This window comes from Kitasatospora phosalacinea (assembly GCF_000717185.1).
GTDB classification, from domain to species: domain Bacteria; phylum Actinomycetota; class Actinomycetes; order Streptomycetales; family Streptomycetaceae; genus Kitasatospora; species Kitasatospora phosalacinea_A.
Window position 1 is genome coordinate 1 of the sequence record NZ_JNYE01000107.1, and the last position, 26,337, is coordinate 26,337.

General features: G+C 73.0%; 22 protein-coding genes and 1 riboswitch. Of the genes, 19 read left to right on the forward strand and 3 right to left on the reverse strand.

Annotated elements, in window-relative coordinates:
• Window positions 1-155: 155 nt before the first annotated feature.
• The 11 genes from OO57_RS32135 (at window position 156) to OO57_RS32185 (ending at window position 11,456) form a co-directional block, all read left to right on the forward strand.
• Window positions 156-767, forward strand: coding sequence for a CDP-alcohol phosphatidyltransferase family protein (locus tag OO57_RS32135; RefSeq protein WP_033256275.1), 612 nt, complete (start codon window positions 156-158; stop codon window positions 765-767).
• 125 nt (window positions 768-892) lie between these two features.
• Window positions 893-3,388: a mannose-1-phosphate guanyltransferase gene (locus tag OO57_RS32140; RefSeq protein WP_033256276.1), complete on the forward strand. Its 2,496-nt coding sequence runs from the start codon at window positions 893-895 to the stop codon at window positions 3,386-3,388.
• Between the two features lie 162 nt (window positions 3,389-3,550).
• Entirely contained in the window at window positions 3,551-4,597 is a 1,047-nt protein-coding gene (locus tag OO57_RS32145; protein ID WP_051778527.1) for a DUF881 domain-containing protein, read from the forward strand.
• On the forward strand, window positions 4,594-4,926 hold the full coding sequence (locus OO57_RS32150; RefSeq protein WP_030463668.1) for a small basic family protein: 333 nt from the start codon (window positions 4,594-4,596) through the stop codon (window positions 4,924-4,926). Before OO57_RS32145 ends, OO57_RS32150 begins: the two co-directional genes overlap by 4 nt.
• A gap of 9 nt (window positions 4,927-4,935) precedes the next feature.
• Complete coding sequence (locus OO57_RS32155) at window positions 4,936-5,826, forward strand: DUF881 domain-containing protein (RefSeq protein ID WP_033256277.1); 891 nt, start codon at window positions 4,936-4,938, stop codon at window positions 5,824-5,826.
• A gap of 502 nt (window positions 5,827-6,328) precedes the next feature.
• Window positions 6,329-6,868, forward strand: a complete 540-nt coding sequence (locus OO57_RS47270; protein WP_033256278.1) for an FHA domain-containing protein — start codon at window positions 6,329-6,331, stop codon at window positions 6,866-6,868.
• A 65-nt stretch (window positions 6,869-6,933) separates the two neighbouring features.
• Window positions 6,934-7,677 carry a MerR family transcriptional regulator gene (locus OO57_RS32165; protein ID WP_051778528.1) on the forward strand — a complete coding sequence of 248 codons (744 nt, stop codon included), beginning with the start codon at window positions 6,934-6,936 and terminating at the stop codon, window positions 7,675-7,677.
• Window positions 7,678-7,773: 96 nt separating this feature from the next.
• A complete protein-coding gene (locus OO57_RS32170) occupies window positions 7,774-8,247 on the forward strand; it encodes a bifunctional nuclease family protein (protein WP_030463664.1) in 474 nt (157 codons plus the stop codon).
• A gap of 325 nt (window positions 8,248-8,572) precedes the next feature.
• A complete protein-coding gene (locus OO57_RS32175) occupies window positions 8,573-9,250 on the forward strand; it encodes a MerR family transcriptional regulator (RefSeq protein ID WP_033256279.1) in 678 nt (225 codons plus the stop codon).
• Between the two features lie 57 nt (window positions 9,251-9,307).
• Window positions 9,308-10,036, forward strand: a complete 729-nt coding sequence (locus OO57_RS32180) for a SanA/YdcF family protein (protein WP_081974114.1) — start codon at window positions 9,308-9,310, stop codon at window positions 10,034-10,036.
• A gap of 37 nt (window positions 10,037-10,073) precedes the next feature.
• A complete protein-coding gene (locus OO57_RS32185) occupies window positions 10,074-11,456 on the forward strand; it encodes a DNA polymerase IV (protein WP_033256281.1) in 1,383 nt (460 codons plus the stop codon).
• A gap of 220 nt (window positions 11,457-11,676) precedes the next feature.
• Here OO57_RS32185 and OO57_RS32190 read toward each other — a convergent pair whose 3' ends face one another.
• Window positions 11,677-13,149 carry an MFS transporter gene (locus tag OO57_RS32190; RefSeq protein WP_033256282.1) on the reverse strand — a complete coding sequence of 491 codons (1,473 nt, stop codon included), beginning with the start codon at window positions 13,147-13,149 and terminating at the stop codon, window positions 11,677-11,679.
• 175 nt (window positions 13,150-13,324) lie between these two features.
• Window positions 13,325-14,455: a PRC and DUF2382 domain-containing protein gene (locus tag OO57_RS40490; protein WP_063737682.1), complete on the reverse strand. Its 1,131-nt coding sequence runs from the start codon at window positions 14,453-14,455 to the stop codon at window positions 13,325-13,327.
• Window positions 14,456-14,644: 189 nt separating this feature from the next.
• A riboswitch (glycine riboswitch) is annotated at window positions 14,645-14,749 on the forward strand.
• Window positions 14,750-14,968: 219 nt separating this feature from the next.
• Between OO57_RS40490 and gcvP the strand changes: the two genes are divergently transcribed.
• A complete protein-coding gene (gene gcvP, locus OO57_RS32200; protein ID WP_033256283.1) occupies window positions 14,969-17,842 on the forward strand; it encodes an aminomethyl-transferring glycine dehydrogenase in 2,874 nt (957 codons plus the stop codon).
• Between the two features lie 112 nt (window positions 17,843-17,954).
• Here gcvP and OO57_RS32205 read toward each other — a convergent pair whose 3' ends face one another.
• Entirely contained in the window at window positions 17,955-18,329 is a 375-nt protein-coding gene (locus OO57_RS32205) for a DUF1844 domain-containing protein (protein WP_033256284.1), read from the reverse strand.
• A 453-nt stretch (window positions 18,330-18,782) separates the two neighbouring features.
• On the opposite strand from OO57_RS32205, the gene infC reads away from it, so the two are divergent.
• The 7 genes from infC (at window position 18,783) to pheT (ending at window position 26,187) form a co-directional block, all read left to right on the forward strand.
• The gene (gene infC / locus OO57_RS32210) at window positions 18,783-19,502 is read left to right on the forward strand and encodes a translation initiation factor IF-3 (protein WP_033256292.1); all 720 of its coding nucleotides are present in this window, start codon (window positions 18,783-18,785) and stop codon (window positions 19,500-19,502) included.
• Window positions 19,503-19,635: 133 nt separating this feature from the next.
• Window positions 19,636-19,830: a 50S ribosomal protein L35 gene (gene rpmI, locus OO57_RS32215; protein ID WP_030268653.1), complete on the forward strand. Its 195-nt coding sequence runs from the start codon at window positions 19,636-19,638 to the stop codon at window positions 19,828-19,830.
• Between the two features lie 104 nt (window positions 19,831-19,934).
• Window positions 19,935-20,321: a 50S ribosomal protein L20 gene (gene rplT, locus OO57_RS32220; protein ID WP_033256285.1), complete on the forward strand. Its 387-nt coding sequence runs from the start codon at window positions 19,935-19,937 to the stop codon at window positions 20,319-20,321.
• 103 nt (window positions 20,322-20,424) lie between these two features.
• The gene (locus OO57_RS32225) at window positions 20,425-21,294 is read left to right on the forward strand and encodes a TrmH family RNA methyltransferase (RefSeq protein ID WP_033256286.1); all 870 of its coding nucleotides are present in this window, start codon (window positions 20,425-20,427) and stop codon (window positions 21,292-21,294) included.
• A gap of 45 nt (window positions 21,295-21,339) precedes the next feature.
• Window positions 21,340-22,428, forward strand: a complete 1,089-nt coding sequence (locus tag OO57_RS32230; RefSeq protein ID WP_051778529.1) for a sensor histidine kinase — start codon at window positions 21,340-21,342, stop codon at window positions 22,426-22,428.
• A 127-nt stretch (window positions 22,429-22,555) separates the two neighbouring features.
• On the forward strand, window positions 22,556-23,677 hold the full coding sequence (gene pheS, locus OO57_RS32235; protein WP_014134664.1) for a phenylalanine--tRNA ligase subunit alpha: 1,122 nt from the start codon (window positions 22,556-22,558) through the stop codon (window positions 23,675-23,677).
• A complete protein-coding gene (pheT, locus tag OO57_RS32240; RefSeq protein WP_033256288.1) occupies window positions 23,677-26,187 on the forward strand; it encodes a phenylalanine--tRNA ligase subunit beta in 2,511 nt (836 codons plus the stop codon). Before pheS ends, pheT begins: the two co-directional genes overlap by 1 nt.
• The last annotated feature ends 150 nt before the right edge of the window (window positions 26,188-26,337 follow it).

Here is a 26,337-nt window from a genome sequence, read left to right on the forward strand (position 1 = left end):
AGCGCCGATGGTACTGCAGGGGGGACCCTGTGGGAGAGTAGGACGCCGCCGAACAATCATTGTGGGAAAGCCCCCTGACGGGATGTCAGGGGGCTTTCTTGTTGTAGGGTCAGTCTCGCACAGTTGTCGGTGGTTAGTACAGGAGGCTCCGCACCGTGGAGGTCCAGGAGACGCGAGTTCAGACCGACCGGGTCCTCACGATCCCGAACCTGTTGAGCATGGCTCGGCTGGTGGGCGTGCCGATCTTTCTGTGGTTGGTGCTGTGGCCGGTCTTCGGGGGGCCGAAGAACGACGGGTGGGCGATCGTCGTCCTGATGTTGAGCGGGGTCAGTGACTACCTGGACGGGAAGCTGGCCCGGCGGTGGGGGCAGATCAGCCGGCTGGGGCAGTTGTTGGACCCGGCTGCGGACCGGTTGTACATCGTGTCGACGTTGGTGGGGTTGACCTGGCGGGAGATCCTGCCGTGGTGGTTGACGGCGTTGCTGGTGGCGCGGGAGGCGTTCGTCGGGGTGGTGCTGTTGCGGCTCAACCGGGCGGGTTACGGGCCGTTGAACGTGAGTTTCCTGGGGAAGGCGGCGACGTTCAATCTGATGTACGCGTTTCCGCTCCTGTTGCTGGGGGTGGGCGAGGGGTGGGTGCACCGGGTTGCGGGAGTGGTGAGTTGGGCGTTCATCTGGTGGGGGACGACGTTGTACTGGTGGGCCGGTGCCCTGTATGCGGTGCAGGCCCGGCAGATCCTGCAGGTGGAGCGTTCGGCTGCCGTTTGAGATCAGCCTGAGATGTTTTACACGGCCTCCACGGTGAGTCGGACGTTTTCTTCCGGGTAGGGATGCGTCGGACCGGTTTGATGGACCCGCAGGGGTTCACCACCGCGAAGGAGGACGCACCCGTAATGAAAGCCGTTGTGATGGCGGGCGGGGAGGGCACTCGACTCCGCCCCATGACTTCCAGCATGCCCAAGCCGCTGCTGCCCGTGGCCAATCGGCCGATCATGGAGCACGTGCTGCGGCTGCTGAGGCGACACGGCCTCAACGACACCGTGGTGACCGTGCAGTTCTTGGCGTCGTTGGTGAAGAACTACTTCGGTGACGGTGAGGAACTGGGCATGCACCTCACCTATGCCAACGAGGAAACACCGCTGGGGACGGCGGGCAGCGTGAAGAACGCCGAGGACGCGCTGCGGGACGATTCGTTTCTGGTGATCTCCGGCGACGCGCTGACGGACTTCGACCTTTCCGACCTGATTGCCTTTCACCGGGAGAAGGGCGCGCTGGTGACGGTGTGCCTGACCCGGGTGCCGAACCCGCTGGAATTCGGCATCACCATCACGGACGACGAGGGCAAGGTCGAGCGCTTCCTGGAGAAGCCGACCTGGGGGCAGGTGTTCTCGGACACCGTGAACACCGGCATCTACGTGATGGAGCCGGAGGTCTTCGACTACGTGGCGGCCGGCGAGTCGGTCGACTGGTCGAGCGACGTGTTCCCGCAGTTGCTCAAGGAGGGCAAGCCGGTGTTCGGCTACGTCGCCGAGGGCTACTGGGAGGACGTGGGCACGCACGAGAGCTACCTGAAGGCCCAGGCGGACGTCCTGGAGGGGAAGGTCCAGGTCGAGCTGGACGGGTTCGAGATCTCGCCCGGCGTGTGGGTGGCCGAGGGTGCGGAGGTGGACCCGGAGGCGGTGCTGCGCGGGCCGCTGTACATCGGCGACTACGCCAAGGTCGAGGCCGGCGTGGAGCTGCGCGAGCACACCGTGCTGGGGTCGAACGTGGTCGTGAAGCGCGGGGCGTTCCTGCACAAGGCCGTGGTGCACGACAACGTGTACGTGGGGCCGCAGAGCAACCTGCGCGGGTGCGTGGTCGGGAAGAACACCGACGTGATGCGGGCCGCGCGGATCGACGAGGGGGCGGTGATCGGTGACGAGTGCCTGATCGGCGAGGAGTCGATCATCGCGGGCAACGTCCGGGTCTACCCGTTCAAGACGATCGAGGCCGGCGCGTTCGTCAACACCTCGGTGATCTGGGAGTCCCGCGGCCAGGAGCACCTGTTCGGGGTGCGGGGCGTGTCGGGGATCCTGAACGTGGAGATCACGCCGGAGCTGGCCGTGCGGCTGGCGGGGGCGTACGCGACCACCTTGAAGAAGGGCGCGACGGTCACCATCGCGCGTGACCACTCGCGTGGTGCGCGGGCGTTGAAGCGGGCGATGATCTCGGCGCTGCAGACCAGTGCGATCGACGTCCGCGACCTGGAGAACGTGCCGATGCCGGTGGCGCGGCAGGCCACGGCGCGGGGGAGTGCGGGCGGGATCTTCCTGCGGACCACGCCGGGGGTGCCGGACTCGCTGGACATCCTGTTCTTCGACGAGCGCGGGGCGGACCTGTCGCAGGCCGGGCAGCGGAAGCTGGACCGGGTGTACTCGCGGCAGGAGTTCCGGCGGGCGTTCCCTGGCGAGATCGGCGACCTGCTGCACCCGGCGAGCGTGTTCGACTCGTACGCGACGAACCTGTTGCGGGCGGTGGACACCTCGGGGGTGCGGGAGGCCGGGCTGAAGGTCGTGGTGGACGCGGCGCACGGCAGTGCCGGGCTGGTGCTGCCGAGCATCCTGGGGCGGCTCGGGGTGGAGACGCTGACGGTGGCCGGCGGGCTGGACGAGGCGCGGCCGACCGAGGGTGCGGAGGAGCGGCGGGCGGCGCTGGCGAGGCTGGGCGAGCTGGTGGCGTCCTCGCAGGCGGCGTTCGGGGTGCGGTTCGATCCGGTGGGTGAGCGGGTGTCCTTCGTGGACGAGCTCGGTCGGGTGATCCAGGACGACCGGGCGCTGCTGGTGCTGCTGGACCTGGTGGCGGCCGAGCGCCGTTCCGGGCAGGTGGCGCTGCCGGTGACGACGACGCGGATCGCCGAGCAGGTGGCGGCGTACCACGGCACCCAGGTGATCTGGACGACGACCTCGCCGGACGACCTGGCGAAGGCCGCGGCGGCGGACGGCACGGTCTTCGGCGGGGACGGGCGCGGCGGGTTCGTGGTGCCCGAGTTCTCCGGGGTGCTGGACGGGGCGGCGGCGTTCGTGCGGCTGGTCGGTCTGGTGGCGCGGACGCAGCTGACGCTGAGCCAGATCGACGCGCGGATCCCGCAGGCGCACATCCAGAAGCGGGACATCGCGACGCCGTGGGCCGCCAAGGGCATGGTGATGCGCTCGGTGGTGGAGGCGGCCGGGAACCGGAAGCTGGACACCACTGACGGCGTGCGGGTGGTCGAGCCGGACGGCCGGTGGACGCTGGTCCTGCCGGACCCGGCGGAGGCCGTCACGCACCTGTGGGCGGAGGGCCCGGACGACGAGGCGACCGAGCGGTTGCTCGACGAGTGGGCCGCGGTCGTGGACGGCGCCGGCAAGTGAGAGGCGAGTAGAGGTAAGTAGACAAGTGGGCAAGTAGTCAAGGGGAGATCCGGTGGGGGCGGCCTTCGGGGCCGCCCCCACCGGGCGTTTGTCACGATCCTGTGCCGAAACCCTCCTGCGGGGCCGGGAGCTGGTCGTGGGGCACCTCGTGGTCGTGAAACGATGTGCCGCATGCCAGCAACGCCGACACCGAGTGACCCGGAGGGGCGCTTCCGCCGTCCGGACGCCTCGATGTCCCTGCTGACCACGGTCATGGAGCACTCGCTCGACGACGGTTACGCGGAGGCGGCCCGGGCGCGCGGGGCGGAGGGCAGTTCGCGGCTGCCGACGACGGCCAAGGGCCGGATGGTGCTGGCCCTGGGGCTGGCGCTGGCGACGGTCGTGGTGACGGTCGGGGCGGTGAACACGCACGCGGCGGCGCCCGTCCTGGCGAAGGAGCGGGACGCCCTGGTCAGCCGGGTCAACGAGGCCAATGCGGCGGTGGACGCCCTGCAGCGGCAGGTCGAGGAGGACCGCGACGAGGTCGAGCGGGCCCAGGAGGCGGCGCTGCAGACCGGGGACGACGGCGGGGCGGCGGTGCTGGCGGCGCGGACCGGGACGGGGGCGATCACCGGGCCGGGCGTCAAGCTGGTGATCGACGACGCGTCCGGCAGCGGTTCGGGCGGCAACGTCAGCGATCCGCGCAACGGCGGCGGCTACGGCAAGAACGGGCGGGTCAAGGACCACGACCTGCAGTACGCGGTGAACGGCCTGTGGCTGGCCGGGGCGGAGGCGGTCTCCGTGAACGGGCAGCGGCTGACCGCGCTGTCGGCGATCCGGGCGGCGGGCGACGCGATCCTGGTCGACAACCGGCCGCTGGTGCCGCCGTACACGGTGCTGGCGATCGGGGACGGCCCGCGGCTGTCGCAGGCCTTCCAGGACAACGAGGGCGGCCGCTACCTGAAGATCATCCAGGACAGCTACGGGATCCGTTCGACGCTGTCGACGCAGAAGTCGCTGACCCTGCCGGCCGCCGTGGGCGTGACGCTCCGGGTGGCCGGGCCGGAACCGTCCGCGGAGCCGTCGCCGAGCCCGTCCCCGTCGCCCCCGCCCCCGCCGTCGTCGTCCGGTTCGCCGGGCGCGGCCAGGAGCGGGACGCCGTCGAAGTCCGCGCGGTCGACCGCGAAGTCCACTTCCACCCCCACCGGAACAGGAGCTGCTACACCGTGATTGCCGTACTGGGTCTGGTGATCGGCGTGATCGTCGGCGTGTTCGTGCAGCCGGAGGTGCCGAACGCGGTGGTGCCCTACCTGCCGATCGCGGTGGTGGCGGCGCTGGACGCGGTGTTCGGCGGCGTGCGGGCGATGCTGGACGGGATCTTCGACGACAAGGTCTTCGTGGTGTCCTTCCTGTCGAACGTCGTGGTGGCGGCGCTGATCGTCTTCCTGGGCGACCAGTTGGGCGTGGGGTCGCAGCTGTCCACCGGCGTGGTGGTGGTGCTGGGCATCCGGATCTTCTCGAACGCGGCGGCGATCCGTCGGCACGTGTTCAGGGCGTAGGGAGCGGCTGTGAGCGAGGAGAAGGAGCCGCGGGAGCGGGAGGCGGAGCCGCGGGCGGCCGGGGAGCCCGGGAGCGCGGCCGAGGGGGCCGAGGCGGCGGCGACGGAGGAGGCGTCCGGGGCCGGGGAGCCGTCGGCGGTGGCGGCCGTGCCGCGGGAGCCGGTGCGGCTGCCGTCGGACGGGCGGACGCGGCTGATGGCGGCGCTGTGGCCGCCGCGGGTGTCGCGGGGCCAGCTGGTGGTGGCGCTGCTGCTGTTCGCGCTGGGACTGGCGCTGGCGATCCAGGTCCGTTCGACCAACGACCACAGCGAGCTGCGCGGGGCCCGGCAGGAGGACCTGGTGCGGATCCTCGACGAACTGGACGGCAAGCAGCAGCGTCTCCAGTCGGAGAAGACGCAGCTGGAGCAGTCGCTGGCGCAGCTGGAGAACTCCTCGAACCAGGCGAAGGAGGCCCAGGAGCAGACCCGGAAGAAGGCGGCCGAGCTGGGCGTGCTGGCCGGGACGGAGCAGGCGACCGGCCCGGGGATCGTGCTGACGATCGATGATCCCCAAGGGCAGGTGAAGGCCGATATGCTGCTGGACACCCTGCAGGAACTCCGAGCAGCGGGGGCGGAGGCGATTCAGATCAACGACGTGCGCGTGGTGGCCGGAACCTACTTCACCGACAACTCGTCGGAGAACGGTGTGCGGATCGACGGCAAGGACGTCTCGCAGCCCTTCCGCTTCACCGTGGTGGGCAACCCGCAGGACCTGACTCCGGCGCTGAACATCCCCGGTGGCGTGGTGCGCAGCCTGGAGAACCATCAGGCGCAGGCGACCATCGTCCAGCAGCAGAAGGTGCTGGTGGACGCGTTGGCCACGCCGAAGCCGTTGCAGTACGGCAAGCCGGCGGCGAAGTGACGGGGCGCGCTCCGTACGGTTCGTCAGCTGCGGGCAGCCCCCGGTGGTGGGTTTCCGCGGCGGGTCGGCGACACTGGGTCTTACCGTTCGTCAGTCTCCGGTCCGATGCCGGTCCCACCGCCACACCGAGCCTTGAACCCTGCCCCGCGGGCGGTTCTGTCACACGCAAGGGGATTCGCCCGTGAGTTTTTTCTCGAAGCTTTTCGGCCGCAACAAGAAGGCGGCAGAGGCGCCGACCGCCCGCTACCGGCAGGAGGACGGCGGGGTGCCGTCGATGCGTCCGGCGCCGGAGGGGCAGCGTCCGATGTACCGGGACGACGTGACCCAGGGCGCGGGCATCCCGACCGGGCAGTTCGACGCGGCGTACGGCGCGTCGGTTGATTCGGCGGGCGGGCCGCGCATAGGTTTCCCGGCAGGACCCTCAACCTCCGGTGGAGGGTTTGCCCCGGACCCCTATGCCGGGCACGTCCAGTCGGGTGTGCCGCGCCAGGAGGCTGTGAACATGGCTGGCACCAGTCCGTGCCCGCGGTGCGGGAACCAGAACCCGGCGCAGGCCCGGTTCTGCTCGAACTGCGGCACCCAGCTGCGTGGCGGTTTCGCTGAGGGCGCGGTGGAGACCACCTCGACCATCTCGATCTCCGGCATCGAGTCGTACGACCCGACGGCGACCTCGACGGGTGCCACTCCGGCACTGTCGGCCGAGGTGATGGCGGCGATCGACGCGCTGCCGCCGGGTTCGGCGCTGCTGATCGTGCAGCGCGGCCCGAACTCGGGCAGCCGGTTCCTGCTGGACTCGGACGTGACCACGGCGGGGCGGCACCCGCAGGGCGACATCTTCCTGGACGACGTGACGGTGTCGCGTCGGCACGTGGAGTTCCGTCGGCAGCACGACGGCGGCTTCTCGGTCGCGGACGTGGGCAGCCTGAACGGCACCTACGTGAACCGGGAGCGGATCGACGAGGTGCTGCTCAGCAACGGCGACGAGGTGCAGATCGGGAAGTACCGGCTGGTGTTCTTCGCCAGCCACCACCGGGGGTACTGACCACTTCTCCGTTTGGAGCCCGAGTGACCCCACAGATTCCGACCCCGTCCCTCGGGTCCTCGCCCGTGCCGGCCTCGCGCCGCACGGGCGAGGCGCGCCGGCGGGGTGACGAGCTGCTGTCGATCGGCGCGGTGCTGGCCTTCCTGCGGGACGACTTCCCGGAGGTGACGATCTCCAAGATCCGCTTCCTGGAGGCGGAGGGCCTGGTCGAGCCGCAGCGCACCCCGTCCGGCTACCGGAAGTTCTCGGCGGCGGACGTGGAGCGCCTGGCGTACGTGCTGCGGATGCAGCGCGACCACTACCTGCCGCTGCGGGTGATCCGCGAGCACCTGGACGCGATCGAGCGCGGCGAGCAGCCCCCGGCGCTGCCGGGGGCGGAGGCCCGTCCGGGGCCGATGGAGGAGGCGGACCGGGAGCTGGCGGCCGCGGCCGCGGTGGCGGGCGGGGTGCGGCTGGGCCGGGCCGAGCTGATCGCGGCGGCCGAGGCGCAGGAGCGCGAACTCGTCGAGTGGGAGTCGTACGGGCTGGTGCAGCCGGGCCCGGACGGCGGGTACGACGGCGAGGCGCTGCAGATCGCGCGGCTGGTGGCGGAGTTGGGCCGGTTCGGCCTGGAGCCGCGGCACCTGCGGGCGATGAAGGCGGCGGCCGAGCGCGAGGTGGCGCTGGTGGAGCAGGTGGTGGCGCCGCTGCGGCGGCACCGCAACCCGCAGACCCGGGCGCACGCGGAGGCGACGGCGCGGGAACTGGCCACCCTGGCGGTGCGGTTGCACGCGGCGATGGTGCAGGCGGGGCTGCGGGCCCGGTCCTGAGCAGCGGGTGGCGGCCGGGCGGGCGGGCGTCCCGATCGCGGCGGCCGCTGCCTGCTGCGCTTTCCTATCGGGGGCGCGCGCCATAGGGTTGCTGGTGTGAATGAGCTCGACGTCGTGGGTGTCCGGGTGGAGATGCCCTCAAACCAGCCGATCGTGCTGCTGCGGGAGGTCGGCGGTGACCGCTACCTGCCGATCTGGATCGGGCCGGGCGAGGCGACCGCGATCGCCTTCGCCCAGCAGGGCATGACCCCGGTGCGGCCGCTGACGCACGACCTGTTCAAGGACGTGCTGGGCGCGCTCGGGCAGCAGCTGACCGAGGTGCGGATCAACGACCTCCGGGACGGGGTGTTCTACGCGGAGCTGGTGTTCGCCGGTGGTGTCGAGGTGAGCGCGCGCCCCTCGGACGCGATAGCGCTGGCGCTGCGCACCGGTACGCCGATCTACGGGAGCGAGGAGGTGCTGGCGGAGGCCGGCATCTCGATCCCGGACGAGCAGGAGGACGAGGTCGAGAAGTTCCGGGAGTTCCTGGACCAGGTCTCGCCGGAGGACTTCGGCGGCGGCCCGCAGTAGTTCCGGGGCTCCCGGGGCCGGGTGCGGCCGTGGCTCGCCGTGACCGGGCGGGGGCCCGGACGGTGGCCGGTGCGCTAGCCCGCTCGGCGGCGGGTCGCAACTCGGTTGGGCTGGAAATCCGTTCTGCTACCCGCACATGGGGCACGAATAACCACTCGATGGGGTGAAGTTTGTGGAAGCCCCCGGCGTGGCGATCGTTGACGGTGCTCGGGCGACTGCCTACCGTCAGGTGATGGCCCGCCGGACGGGCCACCCGCAGCCCGGGGCCCGGCTAGGGCCCCTGCGGGTCCCGTGGGGCCTCGGGCGGAATGGACGGAGGTTGGCGATGAGCGGCACCGGCGACGAGACGCGTTCCGGGGCGCTGTGCGCGGTGCACGTGCCGCGGGCCGGCCGGCCCCTGATCGGGCGGCCCTGGCGGCCCGAGCCCGAGGCGGAGGAACTGCCGCGGCTCGGCCGCTTCCCGGCCGTCCAGCCCGGGCAGCCCGCGATCGAGCGGCTCGCCCCGACGTCCGCCCTGGTCGGCTACCGCGGGCCGACGGCCTGCGCCGCCGCGGGCATCACCTACCGGCAGCTCGACTACTGGGCGCGCACCGGCCTGCTGGAGCCCTCGGTGCGCTCCGCGTACCCGGCCGGGGCGCAGCGGCTGTACAGCTTCCGGGACATTCTGCTGCTGAAAATCGTCAAGCGGCTGCTCGACGCGGGCGTGTCGCTGCAGAACATCCGGGTGGCCGTCACCCACCTGCAGTCCGCCGACCAGGCGGGGCTGACCGGGCTGACCCTGATGTGCGACGGCGCGACGGTCTACGAGTGCACCTCGCCGCAGCAGGTGGTCGACCTGCTGAACGGCGGGCAGGGCGTGTTCGGCATCGCGGTCGGCGCGGTCTGGCAGGAGCTGGAGGCCATGCTGGGCCGACTGCACGGCGAGCGCACCGACACCGGCGAGACGCTGGTCGGCCACGACCCGGGCGACGAGCTGGCGCAGCGCCGCAACCGCGCGGTCTGAGGCCCGGGCCCCCCGGGGCGGGGAACCGGCGGGCGGGGCCCGTTCGTCCTGGCCGGTGTGGCGACGATCTTCAGGTGCGCGGGGCGGCGGGTCCGGGCGGCGTGGCGCGCGGTGCGGCCGGTGGGCCGGCGGCGGCAGCGCCGCTGGTTCCAGGCGGTGGTGCTGGGCTCCGCGCTGGTGCTGGCGCCGAACGCCTGGCTGCACGTCGCCGAGTCCGCGGAGGTCGGCACGGTGGCGAGCGCGCCCGAGGCCCCCGTCGCGGTGGTGTTCGGTGCCGGGCTGGTGGACGGGGCGCCCTCCCCGTACCTGGCGCACCGGCTGGACGCGGCGCTGGAGCTGTACCGGGCGCACAAGGTCCGGGCGATCCTGGTGACCGGCGACAACGGCACCGTCCAGTACGACGAGACCGACGCGATGCGGGCCTACCTGATCGAGCGCGGGGTGCCCGCGGTGCGGGTGGTCGGCGACTACGCGGGCTTCGACACCTGGGACTCGTGCAGCCGGGCGCACCGGATCTTCGGCGTGGACCGGGCGCTGCTGGTCAGCCAGACCTTCCACCTCCGGCGGGCGCTGGCGCTGTGCGGGGCGGCCGGGATCGACGCGTACGGGGTCGGGGTGGAGGAGTGGCACGACACCACCTGGAAGTACGGCGAGGCGCGGGAGGTCGGCAGTGCGATGAAGGCGGCGCTGAGCGTGCTGCTGCGGCCGGACCCGACGCTGGGGCCGCGGGAGGACGGGGTGGCGCGGGCGCTCGCGGACGCGGATCGGGCGGGCGCGGGCGGCTGAACCGGGGATTGTCGGTGCGGCGCGGGATGATCGGGCGGTGCGGACCGTGCCGAGCATCATCCACCTCGACATGGACGCCTTCTTCGCCGCGGTGGAGCAGGCGTCCAAGCCGAGCCTGCGCGGCAAGCCCGTCATCGTCGGCGGCCTCGGCGGGCGCGGCGTGGTCTCCACCGCCTCCTACGAGGCGCGCAGGTTCGGCGTGCACTCGGCGATGCCGATGGCGCAGGCCCGCCGGCTGTGCCCGAACGCGGCCTTCCTGACCGGGCGGTTCGACGCCTACCGGGCCAACAGCGAGATCGTCATGGGCCTGCTGCGGGAGCGCTCCCCGCTGGTCGAGCCGCTCAGCCTGGACGAGGCCTTCGTCGACCTGGAGGCCGGGCCGTACGGGCCCGCGCTGGCCGCCGCGGCCACGCCCGCGGAGGGGGCGCAGCTGGTGCTGGCCCTGGCCGAGGACCTGCGGGCCGACATCGTGGAGCGCACCGGGCTGACCGCGTCCGTCGGCGTCGCCGGGTCCAAGCTGATGGCCAAGATCGCCTCCGAGCAGGCCAAGCCGGACGGGCTGGTGCTGATCGAGCCCGGCTCCGAGCGGGCGGTGCTGGCCCCGATGCCGGTGCGCGCGCTGCCCGGGATCGGCCCCGCCACCGAACAGGCGCTGCGCCGGGCCGGGTTGACCACGGTGGCGGACCTCGCGGAGGCCGGGTTCGAGGAGCTGGTCGCCCTGCTGGGGAAGGCGCACGGCGCGGGCGTGTTCCAGATGGCGCTCGGCTGGGACGAGCGGCCGGTGGTGCCGGACCGGGACGCCAAGTCGGTGTCGGTGGAGGATACCTTCGAGGTCGACCTCGCCGACCGGGACCGCATCCTGCACGAGATCGAGCAGCTGGCCGCGCGCTGCGTGCGGCGGCTGCGGGCGGCCGGGCGCTCCGGGCGGACGGTGGTGCTGAAGGTCCGCCGCTTCGACTTCTCCACGCTGACCCGCTCCGAGACGCTGCGCGGGCCGACGGACGACGCGGAGGTGATCGTCGCGACGGCGCGGCGGCTGGCGACGCAGGTCGACGTCACGGGCGGGGTGCGGCTGCTGGGCGTGGGCGTCGCGCAGCTCGCGGACTTCGCCCAGGAGGACCTGTTCGCCCAACTGGAGCGGGAGGAACGGGAGGCGGGCCCGGGGGCGGCGGCGGTGGTCGCCGAGGAGGCGGTCGCGGAGGCGGTCGTGGTCGACCCGGCGGCCCGGCGGTGGTGGCCCGGGCAGGACGTGACGCACCGCGAGTTCGGGCCCGGCTGGGTGCAGGGCAGCGGGGTCGGGCGGGTGACGGTGCGCTTCGAGACGCCGTACTCGGGGGTGGGGCGGGTGCGGACGTTCGCGGTGGGGGACGGGGAGTTGGAGGCTTCGGGGGCGCTGCCGCTCAGGCCTCCGGCGGGGTGAGGGTGCCGCTGGTGGGCGGGGGCGAGGGGCAGGGGAGCGGCTGCGGGGCAGTGTGGGTGGCTGGGCGCGCAGTTCCCCGCGCCCCTGGCGGGGAGAAGGAGGAGGGGGAGCGGGGAAGAGGCGGGGGAGCAGGGAAAGGGACGGGCCCCCGCGCCGATGCCCTTGGCGCGGGGGCCCGTTCACTGCTCGCGTGTGTCCAGGACGCGAGGGGGACGCCCGGTCAGGCGTCGGTCTTGGTGAGGGCCGGGGCGGGCCGCTCGGCGGGGGTGGCGGGGGCGGGCCCGGCGGCGCGGATGGCGAACGGGACGGCGGCGGCGACCAGGCACATCGCGCCGGCCACCCAGAAGGCGTTCTGGTAGGCGTTCTCGGTCGGCAGCTGCACGGGGAGCGGCAGCTTGAGGGTGTCGCCGGTGAGGATCGCGCTCATCACGGCGGTGCCGACCGCGCCGCCGACGGTGCGCAGCACGGCGTTCATGCCGTTGGCGATGCCGGACTGCTCGGCGGGGACGGCGCCGTTGATGTAGGCGGGCATCGCCGCGTAGGCGAGGCCGACGCCGAGGCCGAAGACCGCGGAGGAGAAGTAGAGGTCGAACTCGGCGCCGTGGCGCAGCGCCAGGTAGGCCATCGAGACGGCACCGAGCAGGCCGCCGAGGACCAGCGGGAGGCGGGGGCCGCGGCGGGCGATCAGCAGGGCGCCGAGCGGGGCGGCGACCATCGAGCCGATCGCGGAGGGCAGCAGCATGACGCCGGCGTGCAGGACGGTGGCGGTGAAGCCGTAGTGGGTGAGCTGCTCCGGGGTCTGCGCGAAGTTGCTGATCACCATGAACGAGCCGTACATGCCGAAGCCGATCAGCAGGCCGGAGAGGTTGGTGAAGGCGACGGCGGGGCGGGCCATCATCGACAGGTCGACCAGCGGGTGGGTGACCTTGGACTCGACGAGGACCCAGAGCAGGGCGACCACGGCGGCGACGGCGAACAGGCCGAGGGTGCGGTTGGAGGTCCAGCCCCAGTGGTTGCCCTGGCTGACGGCGACCAGCAGGGCGGACAGCCAGCCGGCCAGGGTGAGCGCGCCGAGCGGGTCGGCACCGCCCTCCTTGTCGGTGACCGGGTCGGTCGGCACCCGCAGGACCACCAGGGCGACCGCGATCAGGCCGAAGAGCAGGCCCATCCAGAAGATCGACTTGTAGCTCCAGTGCTCCAGCAGCAGGCCGGTGGCGACCAGGCCGAGGCCGGAGCCGACACCCATCGAGGCGGAGATCGCGGCGACGCCGCCGGTGACCTTGTGCCGGGGCAGCTCGTCGCGGACGATGCTGATCGCCAGCGGCAGCACGCCGCCGCCCGCGCCCTGCAGCACCCGGGCCACCAGCAGCCAGGTGAAGGAGTGGGTGCAGACGGCGAGGGCGGAGCCGAGGACCAGGCCGGCCAGCGAGACCAGCAGCATGGGCTTGCGCCCGCGCAGGTCGCCGAAGCGGCCGAGCAGCGGGGTGAGGACCGCGGCGGAGAGCAGGTTGGCGGTCATCAGCCAGGTGATGCTGGAGCCCGAGACGTCCAGCTCGCGGGCCAGGCCCGGGAGGATCGGGACGACCGCGGTCTGCACCACGCTGAAGGCCAGCATGGCCAGGATCAGGGCGGGCAGGACCCGGGCGCTGGTGGGCTTGGCGGCCGTGGGGGTGGGCTGTGGTGCCTCACTCACGGGGACTCCTCCGACAGGTTGCTTCAGACAGGCGATAGTGCAGGAACTGAAGTAACCATGTCGGGAGATGCTTCACCCTGTCAAATATCGATTGGTGAAGCTTTGGCAAAGCGCGGGCCCCGGCCCGCCGGAGCGGACCGGGGCCGGGGTCGGGGCCGGGGCGACCGGCGGGCCGTCAGGAGCGCAGCGGCTCCGGACGGGCGTGCTCCGCACCGCCGCCCGCGGCGGACGGCTGCGGCTTCGCCGTCGTCGGCGACTGCGGCTGCGCGTTCCACGGCTGGCGCTGCTGCGGCGCCTCGCCGTCCCCGCCGCCGGCGGCCGCGTCGTGCACCTCCACCTGCTCGCGGCGCAGCTCCTCGCGGACCACCTCCTCCTCGGTGTACCGCTCCACCACCAGGCGCACCCGCTCGATCGGCGCCAGGTACTTGCGCACCACCGGACGCTCCTCGCGCAGCGTGACCTCCTCGACCGCCTCGGCGATCTCCTGCTCGCTCAGCGCCGCCCGCTCCGCGTCCGACACCGGGATCCGCTCCACCCGCACCCGCTCGCGCACCACCGGCACCCGGCGCTCCACCTGCTCGGTGGTCACGTACTTGCGCAGCCGGGTGGTGCCCACCGCGTGCCACTCGGTGGTGATGTCGATCCGCTCCTCCCGGCAGGTGATCTCCACCGGCGCGGTCGGCTGCGCCCCGCCCGGGTGCTCCGCCGTGCGCTCCGCCGGGGCCGACTGGTGCTGCTGCGCCGCCGGTTCGGTCCGTGCCGCCGAGAAGGCCGCGGGCGCGGCGGCCGCGGCGGCGACCGGAGCGGCGGCGGGCATCGGCGCGGGCGCAGGTGCCGGGGCGGGTGCCGGGGCCGGGCTGGGGCTGGGGCTGGAGGCGACGGTGCCGAAGTCCCGGTCCGCCGCGGGCTCCTGACGCGGGTGCTCCTTCGCGGCCGCCCCCGCCGCCGCCGTCCCGGCCGCCGCCTTCTCCGCGGGTCCCGAACCGGCGTCGCCGCCGGTGTCCAGCCCGTAGTAGCGGTACAGCTGCAGCTCCTGCGCCGGGGAGAGGTGCTGGCCCACGCCGAAGTCCGGGGACTCCTTGATCAGCGACTTGTCGTACGGGACGCGCAGCTCGTCGCCCGCGAACTCGCTGGTGGTCAGCGGGACGAAGGCGTCCCGGCCGAAGATCCCCGTGCGGACGGCCGCCCACTCCGGTTCGCCGGTGGCGTCGTCCAGGTACACCTCGTCGACCGTGCCGATCTTGTCACCGTTCCGGTCGACCGCCTTGTGTCCGATCAGGTCGCGCGGATCGATATCGGTCTGCACGCTGTCCTCCAGTCCTGCTGCTCCTAAGGGTCTGTTGCGGGAGGCGGCCGGAGGAGCGTGCCGGGCCGCCACTTCACACCAAACGGCACGTAACGGACGGCGGCACTCCGGACACCGCCGTCCGGGGCAGATCACAGGGCCGCACCGGTGATCGGAAGGGCCCGCGCTGGTAACCTCGGAGGCGACCGCCGAGCCCGCTCGGGAGAGTCCCGACCCCGCCGAACAGGGGATGCGGGACGCCGAAGGAGCAACCCCTCCCCGGAATCTCTCAGGCATCCGTACCGAGCGAGAACAGGTCACTCTGGAAAGCAGGGCAGGACCGTCGGCACCGGAGCCGGTCGGACCCGCCCTCGCCGACGGTGCAAGCCGTCCGGGCCCCGGCCCGGGCGCGTGAAGCTCTCAGGTACCGATGACAGAGGGGGAGGCTGACGGGTTCGCCCGCCCGCCCGGCTTCCACGGCAGTCGGTCGGCGTGCGTACCACCGCCGGTCCGCGACCAGGAGGCCCGACCCCCATGAACGCCCAGCCGACGCTCAGCGACCTTGAGCAGGCCAGCCCCTTCGAGCACCGCCACATCGGCCCCGACAGCGACGCCCAGCAGAAGATGCTGGCCCAGGTCGGCTACGCCTCCCTGGACGAGCTGTCCGACGCCGCCGTCCCCGACGCCATCCGCAGCCTCACCGCGCTCGGCCTGCCCGCGGGCCGCAGCGAGGCCCAGGTGCTCGCCGAACTGCGCGAGCTGGCCGACCGCAACCAGGTCCTCACCTCGATGATCGGCCTCGGCTACTACGGCACCTTCACCCCGCCGGTCATCCTGCGCAACGTGCTGGAGAACCCGGCCTGGTACACCGCCTACACCCCGTACCAGCCGGAGATCTCGCAGGGCCGCCTGGAGGCGCTGCTCAACTTCCAGACCGTCGTCGCGGACCTGACCGGCCTGGACACCTCCGGCTCCTCGCTGCTCGACGAGGGCACCGCCGCCGCCGAGGCGATGGCCCTGGCCCGGCGCGTCACCAAGAACAAGGCCGGCGTCTTCCTGGTCGACGCGGACACCCTGCCGCAGACCCTCGCCGTGATCGAGACCCGCGCCGAACCGACCGGCGTCGAGGTCGTCACCGCCGACCTCTCCGACGGCATCCCCGCCGAGATCGCCGAGCGCGGCGTCTTCGGCGTGCTGCTCCAGTACCCGGGCGCCTCCGGCGCGGTCCGGGACCTGAAGGCCGTCATCGACCAGGCCCACGGGCTCGGCGCCGTCGTCGCCGTCGCCGCCGACCTGCTCGCCCTCACCCTGCTGCGCTCGCCCGGCGAGCTCGGCGCCGACATCGCCTGCGGCACCTCGCAGCGCTTCGGCGTCCCGATGGGCTTCGGCGGCCCGCACGCCGGCTACCTCGCCGTCCGCGCCGAGTACGCCCGCAACCTGCCCGGCCGCCTGGTCGGCGTCTCCGTCGACGCCGACGGCAACCGCGCCTACCGGCTCGCCCTGCAGACCCGCGAGCAGCACATCCGCCGCGAGAAGGCCACCTCCAACATCTGCACCGCGCAGGTGCTGCTCGCCGTGATGGCCTCCATGTACGCCGTCTACCACGGCCCCGACGGCCTCGCCGACATCGCCCGCCGCACCCACCGCTACGCCGCCGCGCTCGCCGCGGGCCTGCGCGCGGGCGGCGTCGAGCTCGCCCACGACGCCTTCTTCGACACCGTGACCGCGGTCGTCCCCGGCCGGGCCGACGAGGTCGTCGCCGCGGCGCTGGCCGGCGGCGTCAACGTGCACGGGGCCGACGGCGACCGGGTCTCGGTCTCCTGCGACGAGACCACCACCCGCGAGCACCTGGCGGCCGTGTTCGCCGCGTTCGGCGTCGAGGGCGCGGAGATCGCCGAGGACGCGGACGCGCTGCCCGCCGGGCTGCTGCGCGAGGACGAGTACCTCACCCACCCGGTCTTCCACAGCCACCGCTCCGAGACCGCGATGCTGCGCTACCTGCGCCGCCTCTCCGACCGCGACTACGCGCTCGACCGCGGCATGATCCCGCTGGGCTCCTGCACCATGAAGCTCAACGCGACCACCGAGATGGAGCCGGTCACCTGGCCCGAGTTCGGGCAGCTGCACCCGTTCGCGCCGGTGGAGCAGGCGGCCGGGTACCTGACGCTGATCCGCGGGCTGGAGCAGCAGCTGGTGGAGGTCACCGGCTACGACGCCGTGTCGATCCAGCCGAACGCGGGCTCGCAGGGCGAGCTGGCCGGGCTGCTCGCGGTGCGGGCCTACCACCGGGCCAACGGCGACCTCCAGCGCGACGTCTGCCTGATCCCGTCGTCCGCGCACGGCACCAACGCGGCCTCGGCGGCGATGGCCGGCATGCGGGTCGTCGTGGTCAAGACGCTCACCGACGGCGACGTCGACGTCGAGGACCTGAAGGCCAAGATCGAGCAGCACCGCGAGCAGCTCTCCGTGCTGATGGTCACCTACCCGTCCACCCACGGCGTGTTCGAGACCGAGATCACCCGGATCTGCGAGCTCGTCCACGAGGCCGGCGGCCAGGTGTACGTCGACGGCGCCAACCTCAACGCGCTGGTCGGCCTCGCCAAGCCCGGCAAGTTCGGGGCGGACGTCTCCCACCTCAACCTGCACAAGACCTTCTGCATCCCGCACGGCGGCGGCGGCCCCGGCGTCGGCCCGGTCGCGGTGCGCTCGCACCTCGCGCCGTACCTGCCCAACCACCCGCTGCAGGCCGAGGCCGGCCCCGCGACCGGCGTCGGACCGATCTCGGCCGCGCCCTGGGGCTCGGCGGCGATCCTGCCGATCTCCTGGTCGTACGTCCGGCTGATGGGCGGCGAAGGGCTGAAGCGCGCCACCCAGGTGGCCGTGCTGAACGCCAACTACATCGCCAAGCGGCTCGCCCCGCACTACCCCGTGCTCTACACCGGCCCCGGCGGGCTGGTCGCGCACGAGTGCATCATCGACCTGCGGCCGCTCAGCAAGGAGACCGGCGTCAGCGTCGACGACATCGCCAAGCGGCTCATCGACTACGGCTTCCACGCGCCGACCATGTCGTTCCCGGTCGCCGGGACGCTGATGATCGAGCCGACCGAGTCCGAGGACCTGCACGAGATCGACCGCTTCTGCGAGGCGATGATCGCGATCCGCGGCGAGATCGAGAAGGTCGGCGCGGGCGAGTGGGCCGCCGACGACAACCCGCTGCGCAACGCCCCGCACACCGCGTCGATGCTGGCCGGCGAGTGGGCGCACCCGTACAGCCGCGAGGAGGCGGTCTTCCCGGCGGGCGTCAACCCGGCGGACAAGTACTGGCCGCCGGTGCGACGGATCGACGGGGCGTACGGCGACCGGAACCTGGTGTGCTCGTGCCCGCCGCTGGACGAGTACGACGCGTGAGCGCGTAGCGAACGGCGGAAGCCGCCCGCCGGGAGGGGTCTCTCGGTCGGGCGGCTTCCGCGTGGGTGCCTCCCGCTGCGCGCGGTTCCCCGCGCCCCCGGCGGGGCGGGGGTCAGGAGTAGACGGGGCCGGTGAACTTCTCGCCGGGGCCGGTGCCGGGGGCGTCGGGGACGAGGGAGGCTTCGCGGAAGGCGAGTTGGAGGGAGCGGAGGCCGTCGCGGAGGGGGGCGGCGTGGAAGTTGGAGATCTCGGGGGCTCCGGCGGTGACCAGGCCGGCCAGGGCGGTGATGAGCTTGCGGGCCTCGTCGAGGTCCTTGTCGGCCTCGCCGCCCTCGGCGAGGCCGCACTTGACGGCGGCGGCGCTCATCAGGTGGACGGCGACGGTGGTGATCACCTCGACGGCGGGGACCTCGGCGATGTCGCGGGTCAGGTCGTCGAAGCCGAGGGCCTGGTCGGACTCGTGCGAGTGGTCGGGCTGGCTGGTCAAGGTGTCACTCCGGGGGGCTGGTGCGAGAGCGCGGTACGGAAGGAGCGTACAAGGCGGGCGGGGAGGGGTCGGAATACCGGTCGGGGCCGGAACGCTGGTATGATTCGAGACTGACCGGCCAGGCGACCCTTCGGGGTGCCCGGCCAGCAAGTGGAGGCTCCACTCAGGAGGCCCGAGAGGGCAACCGCGACAGTCTCCCACCTGATCGGCCGAAGGGCCGACGGGTCCGGTCCGCGACGGGCGCCCGTGAGGGAGTGTCCGTCGGCAGTGGCGCCCGTGAGGGCGTCCCGGAACGTGTGGAGCCCCGCCTGTACCGTGCGGGGCTTTTTTCGTGCGCTCGGTGCCCTCGACGGGCAGCGGAGCATGAATGAAGCCCCGCCCAGTGGTCGAATACCACTACGTGCGACCGCCGCCCGACGGCCGCATCGGAAAAGGTGCAACCGAGGAGGCCCCATCAGCACCGAGCCCCGCATCAACGACCGGATTCGCGTCCCCGAGGTGCGACTCGTCGGTCCCAGCGGCGAGCAGGTCGGCATCGTCCCGCTCGCGAAGGCGCTGGAGCTTGCCCAGGAGTACGACCTGGACCTGGTCGAGGTCGCTGCCACGGCGCGCCCGCCGGTGTGCAAGCTCATGGACTACGGCAAGTTCAAGTACGAGTCGGCGATGAAGGCCCGTGAGGCGCGCAAGAACCAGGCGCACACGGTCATCAAGGAGATGAAGCTCCGGCCGAAGATCGACCCGCACGACTATGACACCAAGAAGGGTCACGTCGTTCGGTTCCTCAAGCAGGGCGACAAGGTCAAGATCACGATCATGTTCCGCGGTCGTGAGCAGTCCCGCCCCGAGCTGGGCTTCCGACTGCTGCAGCGGCTCGCGGACGACGTCCAGGACCTGGGCTTCGTGGAGTCCGCTCCGAAGCAGGACGGCCGAAACATGATCATGGTTCTCGGCCCGCACAAGAAGAAGACCGAGGCCATGGCCGAGGCCCGCGCCGCCGCTGACGCCCGCAAGGCGGAGCGGCTGGGTCGCGGACCGGCGGCGGACGATGTCGAGGACGTCGAGGACGAGGTGGCGGAGGTCGAGGAGACCGAGGCCGTCGAGGCCGAGGCCGACGACGTCGCCACCGAGGACGCCGAGGTCGAGCAGCCCGCCGAGGCCGCCCAGGACGCCTGAGCCCCAGGGTTCAGGTGACCGGGGGCCGAGGCACCCGGTTCCGGGGCGTCCCGCCCTGGAGACGAGATCCATCCAGTTCCGGCCCGCACCGCACGGTGCGGGCCGGAACGGACCGACGAGGAGAAACGGCGACATGCCGAAGCAGAAGACGCACAGCGGCGCCAGCAAGCGCTTCAAGATCACTGGCTCCGGGAAGGTGCTGCGCGAGCGTGCCGGCCGTCGCCACCTGCTCGAGCACAAGCCCTCGACGCTGACCCGCAAGCTGGCCGGCAACGCCGAGATGGCCCCGGGCGACGCGAAGAAGATCAAGAAGCTTCTCGGCAAGTGATCGCCCGCCCGCGGCAGCGTCGCGGGCACCAGCTGATCCTTCCCGACCGAATCGAATAACGGACCGCCGGCACGACCCGAGGTCCGGAACCAAGGAGTAATGAAGTGGCACGCGTCAAGCGGGCAGTGAACGCCCACAAGAAGCGCCGGGTCATCCTCGAGCGGGCCTCCGGCTACCGCGGTCAGCGTTCGCGCCTGTACCGCAAGGCCAAGGAGCAGGTCACCCACTCGCTGGTCTACAACTTCAACGACCGCAAGAAGCGCAAGGGCGACTTCCGCCAGCTCTGGATCCAGCGCGTCAACGCCGCTGCCCGTGCCAACGGCATCACCTACAACCGTTTCGTCCAGGGCCTCAAGGCCGCTGGCGTCGAGATCGACCGCAAGATGCTGGCCGACCTCGCGGTGAACGACTCCGTGGCGTTCCAGGCCCTGGTCGAGGTCGCCCGGAAGGCGCTCCCGGCGGACGTCAACGCCCCCAAGGTCGCCGCCTGATCCAGGCGCTCGCCCTGAAAGCGTTCCCCGGACCCGCAGGCCGCCCGGCCTGCGGGTCCGTCGCGTATCGCGCACCCGCCCTTCCGTGACGAAGATCGTGAGCATGAGCACCGAGACCCCCCTGCTGACCTCCCTGCGCTCCCCGCGCGTCGTCGCCGCCCGCCGCCTGGCCAAGCGCAGCCAGCGCGGCAAGGAGCGGCGCTTCCTGGCCGAGGGCCCGCAGGCCGTGCGGGAGGCGGTGGCGTTCGGGCGGCTGCCGGACGGCGAGCACGCCGTGGTCGAGGTGTACGTGACGCCGGAGGCCGCCGAGCGGCACGCCGACATCGTGGCCGCGGCGCGGGCGGCCGGGCGGCCGGTGCTGACCGCCACCGAGGAGGTCGTCGCGGACATCTGCGACACCGTCACCCCGCAGGGCGTCGTGGCGCTGTGCCGCTTCATCGACACCCCGTTCGAGCAGGTGCTGGCGGCCCGGCCGAAGCTGGTCGCGGTGCTCGCGCACGTGCGCGACCCCGGGAACGCGGGCACCGTGCTGCGCACCGCGGACGCGGCCGGGGCGGACGCGGTGGTGCTGACCGACGCCTCGGTGGACCCGTACAACCCGAAGGCGGTCCGGGCGTCCGTCGGGAGCCTGTTCCACTTGCCGGTGGCGACCGGGGTGCCGGTCGAGGAGGCGGTGGCGCGGCTGCGGGAGGCCGGGGTGCGGGTGCTGGCCGCGGACGGCGCGGGGGAGCGCGACCTCGACCAGGAGCTCGACGAGGGCACCCTGCAGGGGCCGTGCGCCTGGGTGTTCGGCAACGAGGCCTGGGGCCTGCCGGAGGAGACCCGCGCGCTGGCGGACGAGGTGGTGCGGGTGCCCATCCACGGGCACGCGGAGAGCCTGAACCTCGCGACGGCGGCCGCCGTGTGCCTGTACGCCTCCGCGCGCGCCCAGCGCTCCCGCGGCGGGTGTCGCGCCGAGGCCCGGGCGCGCTAGGGTCGGTTCCTGGGCCTGCGAGGGGGCGGGCGGGGGAGGACACCCATGGGCGGCGTCAACTGGGCACCGGTCGAACCTGACGACCTGCCGGACGGACTGGTGGTCGCGGACGGGCGGGGCCGGGTGGTGGTCTTCAACCGGGCCGCGGAACGGATCACCGGCCGCTCGGCGCACTGCGCGATCGGCGTCGAGCTGGAACGGGCGCTGCCGCTGGAGGACCTGGACGGCCGCCGCTGGTGGCGGCTCACCGACCCGTACGGCGGGCTCGCGGTGCGCACCGGGCAGCCCGAGCGGAACCTGCTGCTGGACGGGCGCGAGGTGCTGGTCTGCGCGCGGTACGTGCGCGAGCGGCCCGGCGGGCCGGTGCGGCAGGTGGTGGTGACGCTGCGCGGCACCGAGGCGCGGCGGCGCACCGAGCGCTCGCACGCCGAGCTGATCGCCACCGTCGCGCACGAGCTGCGCTCGCCGCTGACCAGCGTGAAGGGCTTCACGGCGACGCTGCTGGCCAAGTGGGAGCGGTTCAACGACGGGCAGAAGCGCGTCATGCTGGAGACCGTCGACGCGGACGCCGACCGGGTGGTGCGGCTGATCGCCGAACTGCTGGACATCTCCCGGATCGACGCGGGTCGGCTGGAGATCCGCAAGCAGCGGATCGACCTGGCCGCGGCGGTGCACCGGCACGTGGCCGGGAAGGTCGCCGCCGGGACGCCGGCCGAGCGCTTCGACATCCGGGTGGCCGGGCCGCCCGCCGAGCAGTGGGGCGACCCGGACAAGATCGACCAGGTGCTGGCCAACCTGCTGGAGAACGCGGTGCGGCACGGCGAGGGCACGGTGACCATCGAGGTCGGCCCGGCCGAGGAGCTGGTGGAGGTGCCCGGCATCCCGCCGCGGGTGGTGGAGGGCACCGCGGTGACCGTCAGCGACCAGGGCGCGGGCATCCCCGAGGAGGCGATGCCGCGGGTGTTCACCCGGTTCTGGCGGGGCTCCCGGCGGGGCGGCACCGGCCTGGGCCTGTACATCGTGAAGGGCATCGTGGAGGCGCACGGCGGGGTGATCCGGATCAGCCGGGCCGAGGGCGGCGGCGCCCGGTTCCGGTTCGTGCTGCCCGCGGGCGTCCCCGACTTCATGCTCTGAGCCCGCCCGCGGCGCGGTCACCCGCCCGGGGCGGTCGCGGCCTGCGACTACACTCGACCCTTGGCGTTCTGGGACGCCCGGCGACGCAGCAGACCTGATCACGAGCAGGAGCACGGGAAAGATAGAGATGTCGGCACCCAATAAGTCGTACGACCCGGTCGAGGTCGAGGCCCTCAAGCCCGAGGTGGTGGAACAGGCCCGGGACGAGGCGCTCGCCGCCTTCGCCGCCGCCGCCGACCTCGACGAGCTCAAGCAGGCGAAGGTCGCGCACACCGGCGACCGCTCCCCGCTGTCGCTCGCCAACCGCGAGATCGGCGCGCTGCCCCCGCAGGCCAAGGCCGCCGCGGGCAAGCTGATCGGCCAGGCCCGCGGAGCCGTCAACCAGGCCCTGGCCGCGCGCCAGGTCGAGCTGGAGGCGGAGCGCGACGCCCGGGTGCTGGTCGAGGAGGCGGTGGACGTCACCCTGCCGTACGGCCGGGTGCCGCGCGGCGCCCGGCACCCGCTGACCACGCTCGCCGAGCGCATCGAGGACACCTTCGTCGCGATGGGCTACCAGGTGGCGTCCGGCCCCGAGGTCGAGGCGGAGTGGCTGAACTTCGACGCCCTCAACCTGCACGCCGACCACCCGGCCCGCTCGATGCAGGACACCTTCTTCGTCGAGGCGCCCGACGGCACCGCCGACTCCGGCATGGTGCTGCGCACCCAGACCTCGCCGGTGCAGATCCGCGCGATGCTGGCCGGCGAGCCGCCGCTGTACGCGGTCAGCCCCGGCCGGGTCTACCGCACCGACGAGCTGGACGCCACCCACACCCCGGTGTTCCGCCAGGTCGAGGCGATCGCGGTGGACGAGGGCATCACCTTCGGCCACCTCAAGGGCACCATCGAGGTGCTGGTGGAGAAGCTGATCGGCGGCGGCCTCGAACTGCGCTGGCGCCCCTCGTACTTCCCGTTCACCGAGCCCAGTGCCGAGATCGACCTGCAGTGCTTCGTGTGCCGCGGCGCCTCGGTGGGCAACCCCGACCGCCCGTGCCGGACCTGCTCCTCGGAGGGCTGGATCGAGCTGGGCGGCTGTGGTGTGGTCAACCCGCGGGTGCTGGTCGCCGCGGGCATCGACCCGAGCCGCTACAGCGGATTCGCCTTCGGTCTGGGCCTGGAGCGGATCCTGATGAACCGTCACAACGTCGCCGACATGCGCGACATGGTCGAGGGTGACGTCCGCTTCACCCTCCCGTTCGGGATGGAGATCTGATGCGCGTCCCGCTTTCCTGGCTGCGCGAGTACGTCGACCTGCCGGCGGGCGAGACCGGCCGCGACGTCGCGGCCCGGCTGGTCCGCGCGGGTCTCGAGGTGGAGACCGTCGAGCAGCTCGGCACCGACATCAAGGGCCCGCTGGTCGTCGGCGAGGTGCTCTCGATCGAGGAGCTGACCGGCTTCAAGAAGCCGATCCGGCACTGCTTCCTGAACGTCGGCAGCGCCAACGGCACCGGCGAGCCGCAGGAGATCGTCTGCGGCGCCACCAACTTCCAGGTCGGCGACAAGGTCGTGGTGATCCTGCCCGGCGGCGTGCTGCCCGGCCCGTTCCCGATCTCCGCCCGGCAGACCTACGGCCACACCTCCGCGGGCATGATCTGCTCGGCCCGCGAGCTCGGCATGGGCGACGACCACAGCGGCATCATCGTGCTGCCGCCCGAGTACGAGCCCGGCACCGACGCCCTCGAACTGCTGCAGCTGGTCGACGAGGTGCTCGACATCGCGGTCACCCCGGACCGCGGCTACTGCCTGTCGATGCGCGGCGTGGCCCGCGAGGCCGCCGCCGCGTACGGCCTGCCGCTGGCCGACCCGGCGCTGCTGGACGTGCCGCCGGCCAACTCGTACGGCTACCCGGTGAAGGTCGCCGACCCGGTGGGCTGCGACCGCTTCGTGGCGCGCACCGTCACCGGCGTCGACCCGGGCGCGAAGTCGCCGATCTGGCTGCAGCGCCGCCTGCAGAAGGCCGGGATCCGCCCGATCTCGCTGGCCGTCGACATCACCAACTACGTGATGCTGGAGGTCGGCCAGCCGCTGCACGCCTACGACCGCAGCCGGGTGGACGGGCCGATCCAGGTCCGCCGGGCGGTGGCGGGCGAGGAGCTCACCACGCTGGACGGCGTCAAGCGCAAGCTGTCCGCCGAGGACCTGCTGATCTGCGACAACTCCGGCCCCATCGGCCTGGCCGGCGTCATGGGCGGCGCCACCACCGAGATCCTCGACCCGGTCGTCGACGCGGAGACCGGCCTGGTCACCGGCAGCACCGACATCATCGTCGAGGCCGCGCACTTCGAGCCGGTCGCGATCGCCCGCGCCGCCAAGCGCCACAAGCTGCCCTCCGAGGCGTCCAAGCGCTTCGAGCGCGGCGTCGACCCGGAGGCCGCCCGGGCCGCCGCGCAGCGCGCCGTCGACCTGCTGGTGCTGATCGCCGGCGGCACCGCCGAGGCCGGGGTCACCGACATCGCGGCCCCGCACCCGGTGCGCACCATCCCGATCGACGCGGACCTGCCCGACCGGGTCGCCGGTGCCGAGTACGGCCGCGAGACCGTCACCCGCCGCCTGCAGGAGGTCGGCTGCTCGGTCGCCGGCACCGACGTCCTGGAGGTCACCCCGCCGTCCTGGCGGCCCGACCTGACCGACCCGTACGACCTCGCCGAGGAGGTCATCCGGCTGGAGGGCTACGACAACGTCCCGGCCCGGATGCCGGTCACCCCGCCCGGGCGCGGCCTGTCCGAGGCGCAGCGCTTCCACCGGCGGGTCGGCGTGGCGCTGGCCGGCGCGGGCTACGTGGAGATCAACGCGTACCCGTTCGTCGGCGAGGCCTCCTTCGACGGCCTCGGGCTGGACGCGGACGACGCGCGCCGCCGCACCGTCAAGCTGGTCAACCCGCTGAACGACGCCGAGCCGGCGCTGCGCACCACCCTGCTGCCGGGCCTGCTGGGCGCGCTGCGGCGCAACGTGGGGCGCGGCAACACCGACCTGGCGCTGTTCGAGACCGGCACGGTGTTCCTGCCCAAGGCCGAGCCGAAGGTCGCGCCGCGGCTGCCGGTCGACCGCCGCCCGACCGAGGAGCAGCTCGCCGAGCTGGACGCCGCCCTGCCCGACCAGCCGCGCCGGGTCGCCGTCGCGCTGACCGGCGAGCGGCTGCCGTCCGGCTGGTGGGGCAAGGGCGCGCCGTCCGGCTGGGCGGACGCCGTCGAGGCGGCCCGGGTGGTCGCCGCCGCCGCGGGCGTGGAGCTGACGGTCCGCCAGGCGCAGTACGCGCCGTGGCACCCGGGGCGCTGCGCCGAGCTGCTGGTCGGCGAGGAGGTCGTCGGCCACGCCGGCGAGCTGCACCCGCGCGTGGTCAAGGCGCTGCACCTGCCGGAGCGCACCAGCGCGATGGAGCTCGACCTGGACCTGCTGTTCGAGGACGGCCGCCGGGTCTCCGGCCCGCCGGTCTCCGCCTACCCGGTGGCGACCCAGGACGTGGCGCTGATCGTGGACGCGGCCGTGCACGCCGCGGACGTGGAGGCGGCGCTGCGCGAGGGCGCGGGCGAACTGCTGGAGTCGCTGCGGCTGTTCGACGTGTTCACCGGCGAGCAGGCGGGCGCGGGCAAGAAGTCGCTGGCGTACACGCTGCGCTTCCGGGCCACCGACCGGACGCTGACGGCCGACGAGGCGTCGGCGGCGCGTGCGTCGGCGGTCGCGGTGGCCGGTGAGCGCACCGGCGCGGTGCTGCGCGGGGCCTGACGGCCCGCAGCGCGCCACGGAGCCCCGTCGCGCCCCCGGGTGGGGGAGCGGCGGGGCTCCGGCGCGCTCGGGGGCAGGCGGGGGGACTCCAGGGTCCCGTTGGTCCGGCTGGCGGCGCCGGGGCGGGGCGGGGCGGGGGCGGTGCGGGGG